The sequence below is a fragment of the Streptomyces sp. NPDC048507 genome (genome assembly GCF_043199995.1).
In the GTDB taxonomy this organism is placed as follows: Bacteria; Actinomycetota; Actinomycetes; order Streptomycetales; family Streptomycetaceae; genus Streptomyces.
In genome coordinates this window covers 146,441-152,266 of record NZ_JBICWZ010000014.1, presented here as the reverse complement: position 1 = coordinate 152,266, position 5,826 = coordinate 146,441, and the positions used below count along the sequence as shown (strand labels likewise).

Genomic DNA, 5,826 nt, shown 5'->3' with positions numbered 1-5,826 from the left:
CGGCTGGAGGCGGAGATCGACCGGCTGACGAAGACGTCCCCGGTGGCCGCGGTGCGCGCGGCCCGCCGGCTGGAGGTCACCGCGGAACGGGTCGGCTACTGGGCGGCCCGAGGCACCCGCGCGGATGTGACCACGGCTCAGGCGGCGGCCGCGCTCGGCGTGAACGAGCGCGCCGCGCTCACCCTGCTGGCCCGCCTCGGCGGCTGGAGCCCGTACAGCCTGGGCCTGTAGGCGTACAGCTGCGGGGTGGCTGTCCGCCACGGCAGGATGAACGTCATGGACGAGCGCTGCGATCTGCCCCAGGCACACACCGGGGACCGACGGTTGCCGGCCGGAGGTGCCTCCTCGCGGGGCGTGGGGGGTGCGGACGGTGACGATCGGCGAGGTGCCCGTCGCCGACCCTGTCGCGGGCCGGGTGCGGGTTGTCGCCGAGCGGTGCGGAACCTGTGACTTCCGGCCCCGCGGCAAGGGCGGGCTCGCGCCGGGCCAGCTCGCCCGGCTGGTTGCCGAGTGTCTGGCCGACGAAGGGCACCTCGTGTGTCACGAGACCGGAGCGGGCCGGGGTGGCGGGCCGGGGGCGGTGTGTGCGGGCTTCGCGGCGCATCCGGGCGCGTACCGGTCCCTGGCCTTGCGGGTCGCCGCCGCCGGCCGGATCCTTCTTCAGGACCCAGCCCCTGCGGCCGACGACGTGCCGACGACGGGAGCCTGCCCGTGAACAGGCACCCTCTGCTCGGAGCCGGCGGGACCGTGCCCGGCAGTGCTCGGCGCGGCCTGGTGGTTACGCGGGATCGGCGCGAGCGGCGGTAGTCCCGGCCCCGGGGAGGTGAAGGTCCCATGACCGACGAGGAGTACGAGGAGTGGCTGCGGACGGGCATGCTTCGCTGCGCGGACTGCGGGACGCCCGTTCGTTGTGCGAATTTGGAGAGCTTGCCGCCGCACCGGTGTGCTGAACGCCGCCAGCAGGCTGGCCCACGCCGGGCCTGCTGATCACCTTCCCGGGCTGGAGGGCGCTGTCCCTGCCCGCCACCGCCACCCCAGCTCCAGCAGCCGGGCCCGGGGCCGCGCGTGCGGCTGGCGTGGTGCCGCAGATGGTGCCGGTCGGGGTCGCGATGTCCGCGCTTCGGGTCGCGGTGGAGGGCCGGTCTGGCTACCAGCGGACCGCGTTCCGGCATTGGAACGCGGGCGCCGATCCGGCGGACGGCTGTAACACCCGCGCAGAGGTGCTGATCGCGGAAGCGGTGGTGGCGCCGGAAGTCGGGCCCGGCTGCACCCTGACCGGGGGTGTGTGGTGGTCGTACTACAACGAGCGGGAGGTGAGCCCGGCCGGCGCGCTCGACATCGACCACATGGTCCCCCTTGCCGAGGCCTGGGACTCCGGGGCCTCGGCGTGGACGGCGGCTCGGCGGGAGGCGTACGCGAATGACTTCGGCCAGGAGGCATCCCTGGTCGCGGTGACGGCGCGCTCGAACCGGGAGAAGGCGAACTAGGACCCCGCGGAGTGGCTGCCGCCGTCGGGGGAAGCCCTGTGCCGGTACGGCGCGGAGTGGACGGTGGAGTTCACCCTTGCCCCGTAGCGGCCGTAGGGACGCCGGTCCCACGGGCGGAGGCTCGTGCCGGTTGTGGTTGCCGCCGGGCAGACCTGTCGCTGAGAGGCCGTCCACCCATCGCGTAGAGCGGCTACTTACGAAGGAGCACCGGCCGGGGTGCGGTCCCGCAGTTTGCTTCACGCTGATCCCGAGCTGCCGCCGGACCTGCAAGCACGCCAGGGCGCCCGTATCGAGGCTCAGTTGTCTGGACCCCAGTCGGTGCCGTCGCGCGCCTGACGGGCGCGAGGATGAATTCCGAGCAGCGCTTTTCTCAGAATTTCACACAGCAGCTTGGATTAAGGCAAATTGTTGCACTTTGTCTGCTTGGCCTGCCCTGAGGCCAGGTGCGAAAACAATCGCTCCGGTTCCGGAATTATTTCACCCGGATGACTGCTCGATAGAGCATTTCTGTTCCCGGTTAAGCCAAGGTGCACAACGCGTTTTTTAGCCGAGAAATTCCAAACTGAGGCGTAGTCGCCGGTCCAGGAGACCCAGTCCTGCAACGGATCGCCAGTGCATGGCCAGAGAGTGAGGTGTGTACCGTCCGCCAGACTGTTTCCCTTGGAGGTTACGCAGAAATCGGCGCTCGGACCTCCAGGGCCACTGCTGAAGAACTTCCACGGCGAATAGCCAGAGGCTGCGCTGCTTGGAGTCGCGCCGCTTATGCTGAAAGTAATGGCTATGATAATGGCCGTAAATACAGGCGTTCTCTTCTTCCAGAAGAGCGCTCAACTCGGATTTTTGATCATGAGATCGGCTTTATGGCATGAATAAGTCAATGTCCTGCGACCGGATCGGATTGCACTGACCAGCCGCGTCACCGGGGTGAGAGCGGGTACCGACGCCCTGTCGGCCGTACTCGCGGCCCGAGCCGGCGGTTCCCAGGACAACCCGCGGGGGCGAGCCCGGCACCGCAGCCTGCTTCACGCTAATGCTGAGCTGCCGCCGGACCTTCTACTGGCCGGGTTTCACCGGGACGATCACGATGTCCGTCCCCCCGTCCGCCTGCCGCTCCGCCCGGCGGTCTTCCGCGCTCGGCAAGTCGTAGCTGACTCCGGGAACCATCCGGCGGTCGCCCTGTGCCCGTACCCATCGCACGCGGTAGTTCTGCATGGCTCTGCCCCTCGCTCTGCCTCAGCGGCCCCTTGGCCGTCGAGGACGGTTTCGCCCCTGCCACTGACAGTGCCGGCGGCCCAGCCGCACCGCACGCCAGACGGCGAGCCGTACCGGCGTGCGGACGAGGACCTTGGGCGGCCGGGACAGGGGCGACGCGGCGCGCGGTAGTCACGCTCGCGCCGTTCCACGAACAACGTGCGGGCAGAGCCGGACCGCGAAAGCCGGGGTGGTCAGGATCCGGAGTGGGGCTTTTGCTGGGCCTGCTGGATTGCGCTGCGGCACGGGACGCAGAGGGAGTTCGAGCCGACTCCGTAGCGGCAGCAGGGCTGGCCTGTTAACGGCACCAGTGACTCCGATCCTGGAGCGAGCTGGCCCTTCGGGCGGACCTCTGTGCCGTCCTGGCTACTGACGCTTGAGGCTACGCGTGACGCCGGCCGCGACGGTCGTGGCGAAGACCCATCCCGCCGCGACCAGAAGATAGGCGAGCCACTGGTGGACGCCGGTGGGCGCGAAAGTCTTCTCCTGGCCGAAGTCGATGACCGGCAGTAGCAGGTCCGCCGCGTAGGCGAGGGCGTTGAATTGCGGCCCCTTGCCCGGTTCGGCTCGTGGTGGTTCGTGGAGGCCGTAGGTGACGGTGCCAACCAACAGCAGTGCCAGTAGCCAGGCCACCGCGCGGGCGGGCCGGAAGCCGTAGCCGACGGTCACGTCCTGGATGTGTCCCCACAGCCTCGCGGGCCACGGCAGGGTCCGGCGGTGTCTGCGCTGTGCCACGAGCAGCACGGTCCGTGCCTCGCCGTCCTCGCCCGCACCGCGGTAGGTGTGCGCGAGTTGTTGGTAGCTGTGCGGTACGAAGCCGTCCTGGTCGTGCTCGAGCAGGGGCAGCCGCTGGGCTGCGGGCAGCCGGGGCGAGAGCGACTCGTAGACCAGTCCCTCCAGCCGGACCGCGTCGGGCCACACCTTCGGATCGGCCTCGATCGCTTTGAAGGTGGAGTGGTGCAGTCTGACCTCGCCCTTGATGGGCTCTGCGTCGCGGAGGGTGAGCTGGCGGGCTTCGCAGCTGCTGAGGCCCAGCGCGACTCCTCCGGGATTGTAAAGCCGTGCTTCGATGAAGGAGATCCAGCCGCCTGCCTTGGTGCCGGTGAGTCGGACCCTGCCCTCGGCTCTGAGGCCACCCGCGTTGAGGACGGTGCCGAGGCTGAGGCTAGGCGCGTTGAGAGCCAAGGCTTGCGGGTTGTGCAGCCGGGCATCCTCGAGGTCGAGGGCACGAGCCACCTGGGCCGCCTCAAGTACGACCTCGCCTTGCGCCATCAGGCGCGGGGCATTGATGTTGCCCTCGACGCGGGCGTACCCCAGTTGGATCGGGCCGGACACCTGGCAGTCGGCGAGGAGGAGGTCGCCCTCGACGCGCAGGCCTGGCGCGGTGAGCGCGGGCAGCCTGGACGCGCGCAAGTCCAGTCGGCGTACGCGCGCTTCGCTCAGATCGGGTGTGTTCTCGAAGTCGCAGGCCATGAGCTGGATCGGATACGGGATCTCCGCGTACGCCAGGTCCAGTCGGCCTGTGATCGTCACCCCGCGCAGGCACAGCGCGGGTATCTCGCCGTCCTCAACTGGGCCGGAGAGCAACAGTCCGCGCAGCACCGCAGCGCGCACGGATGGCCCCGCGGCGACGTCTGGAGAACGCGGGGCCCCGTGTTCCGGGCGCACGTCGACCGCTTCGCCCCGTGCGAAGGCATGCCGGATGCGGGATTCGAGAGGGGTCAGGTCAGCGATTTCCACATACGGGACGCTACATCCGCCAGCTGCCTGCGGGGCTGGAGCCGGCCGACGAGGTCCTGCTGGCCGGGCGACTCCAGCTGGAACATGCCGACGGTGTCGGATGCCCTGATCAGGTCGAAGGCGCCGGGGTCGCCGAGGGGGACGTGGTCGGGGTTGTCGAGGTCGATCCGCCGACCGGTGGTCCGCTGGACCTCCTTGACGGCGTGGGCCATCGCGGACCGCATCCGCACTCCGAGTACGTCGAGCTTGAGCAGGCCGAGGTCCTCGACGTCCTCCTTGTCGGCCTGGACCATCGGGTAGCCGCCCGGTGTCGGCTGCACGGGCAGCCGGTCCAGCAGTGTCGCGTTGGAGAGGATCACCCCGCAGGGGTGCATCGCGATCCCGCGCGGCAGGCCGTCGAGGCCTTCGGCCGGCTCCCACAACGGCCCGAACGTATCGGCCTCGGCGGCGAGCTGCTTCAGCTCGGGCAGCTCGGCGAGCGCGCCCCGGACCCGCGGGCGGCGATCCGGATGCCCATCGCGCGGACGCCGGCGACGACCCGGGTGACCGCGAGGAAGTACGCCTCGTACTCGGCGCGATCACCGGCACCCCGACCCACCCGGCGCTCCTGGTCCTGGGCCGCCACGACCACACCGGCCGACTGCGCCCGGTGGGCCGCACGACCACGCTGCGCCCGGAGCAGTCCCCCGGCAGGTCACGGGGGGGGAGGCCCGCTTCCCCGGTGCGCGGTACGACAGCGGGCCCGGGGGGAGTGTCAGTTGCCGATGCCCGAGCTGCCGATACCGGTGTTACCGATGCCCGAGCTGCCGATACCGGTGTTGCCGAGGCCGGCGTTGCCCAGTCCCCAGTTGAAGGCTCCGGCGTTGCCGACACCGTTGTTGGCGACCCCGGCGTTGCCGACGCCGTGGTTCCCGATCCCGGAGTTGCCGACGCCATCCGCGGCGGCCATGGTGGCGCCACCCAGACCCAGAACCACGGCGGCACCCAGGACGGTCACGGAGCGGACGATGCGAGCACGCATTACTTACCTCCTATTACCGGACGAATTGACTCCCCCTCTCTAGCACCTCCGGTCGGCGCGCACGCCCGTGACGCACTCCGGCCACCTCCGATGTACCGCGAGTGGCGCACGTCCGGCCGCCCCGAGGAGGCCGCCCCGACGAGGCCTGCGCGCCGTGGCCTTCCGGCTCTCGCCCCCTCATACGGGCACCTGTCGGGGGGCGCGCGGCGCGCCCCCCCCGGGGGGGGGGGGGGGGGGGGGTGCCCAACCCCCCCCCCCCCGTTTCGCAGAGGGCCCCCCGCCCGGTGGGGGGGGGGTCACCCGCACATGGCGCACCCGCCCGCCGCC

Annotated in this window: 4 protein-coding genes and 3 pseudogenes; 3 read left to right on the top strand and 4 right to left on the bottom strand. The window is 70.6% G+C overall.

Translation table 11 applies throughout. The features are described 5' to 3' along the window. From ACGFXC_RS30275 to ACGFXC_RS30265, 3 genes and pseudogenes are all read left to right on the top strand, one after another. Positions 1-231 (top strand): annotated as a pseudogene (locus tag ACGFXC_RS30275) (hypothetical protein); the annotation flags it as partial. A 139-nt stretch (positions 232-370) separates the two neighbouring features. After that, on the top strand, positions 371-715 hold the full coding sequence (locus ACGFXC_RS30270) for a hypothetical protein (RefSeq protein WP_393718051.1): 345 nt from the start codon (positions 371-373) through the stop codon (positions 713-715). Positions 716-1,088: 373 nt separating this feature from the next. After that, positions 1,089-1,547 (top strand): annotated as a pseudogene (locus ACGFXC_RS30265) (HNH endonuclease family protein); the annotation flags it as partial. Positions 1,548-3,104: 1,557 nt separating this feature from the next. On the opposite strand, the gene ACGFXC_RS30260 reads toward ACGFXC_RS30265, so the two are convergent. From ACGFXC_RS30260 to ACGFXC_RS30245, 4 genes and pseudogenes are all read right to left on the bottom strand, one after another. Then, positions 3,105-4,478, bottom strand: a complete 1,374-nt coding sequence (locus ACGFXC_RS30260; RefSeq protein WP_393718050.1) for a membrane-associated oxidoreductase — start codon at positions 4,476-4,478, stop codon at positions 3,105-3,107. Between the two features lie 11 nt (positions 4,479-4,489). After that, positions 4,490-4,969, bottom strand: a pseudogene (locus tag ACGFXC_RS30255) (DNA polymerase III subunit alpha); the annotation flags it as partial. Next, positions 4,936-5,076, bottom strand: coding sequence for a hypothetical protein (locus ACGFXC_RS30250; RefSeq protein WP_393718049.1), 141 nt, complete (start codon positions 5,074-5,076; stop codon positions 4,936-4,938). The pseudogene ACGFXC_RS30255 and the gene ACGFXC_RS30250, both read right to left, overlap by 34 nt. A gap of 156 nt (positions 5,077-5,232) precedes the next feature. After that, complete coding sequence (locus ACGFXC_RS30245) at positions 5,233-5,499, bottom strand: hypothetical protein (protein ID WP_393718048.1); 267 nt, start codon at positions 5,497-5,499, stop codon at positions 5,233-5,235. Between the last annotated feature and the right edge of the window lie 327 nt (positions 5,500-5,826).

Coding starts and splice junctions, on each gene's coding strand:
- ACGFXC_RS30245 (WP_393718048.1), bottom strand. CDS start 5,499: ATGCGTGCTCGCATCGTCCGCTCCGTGACCGTCCTGGGTGCCGCCGTG.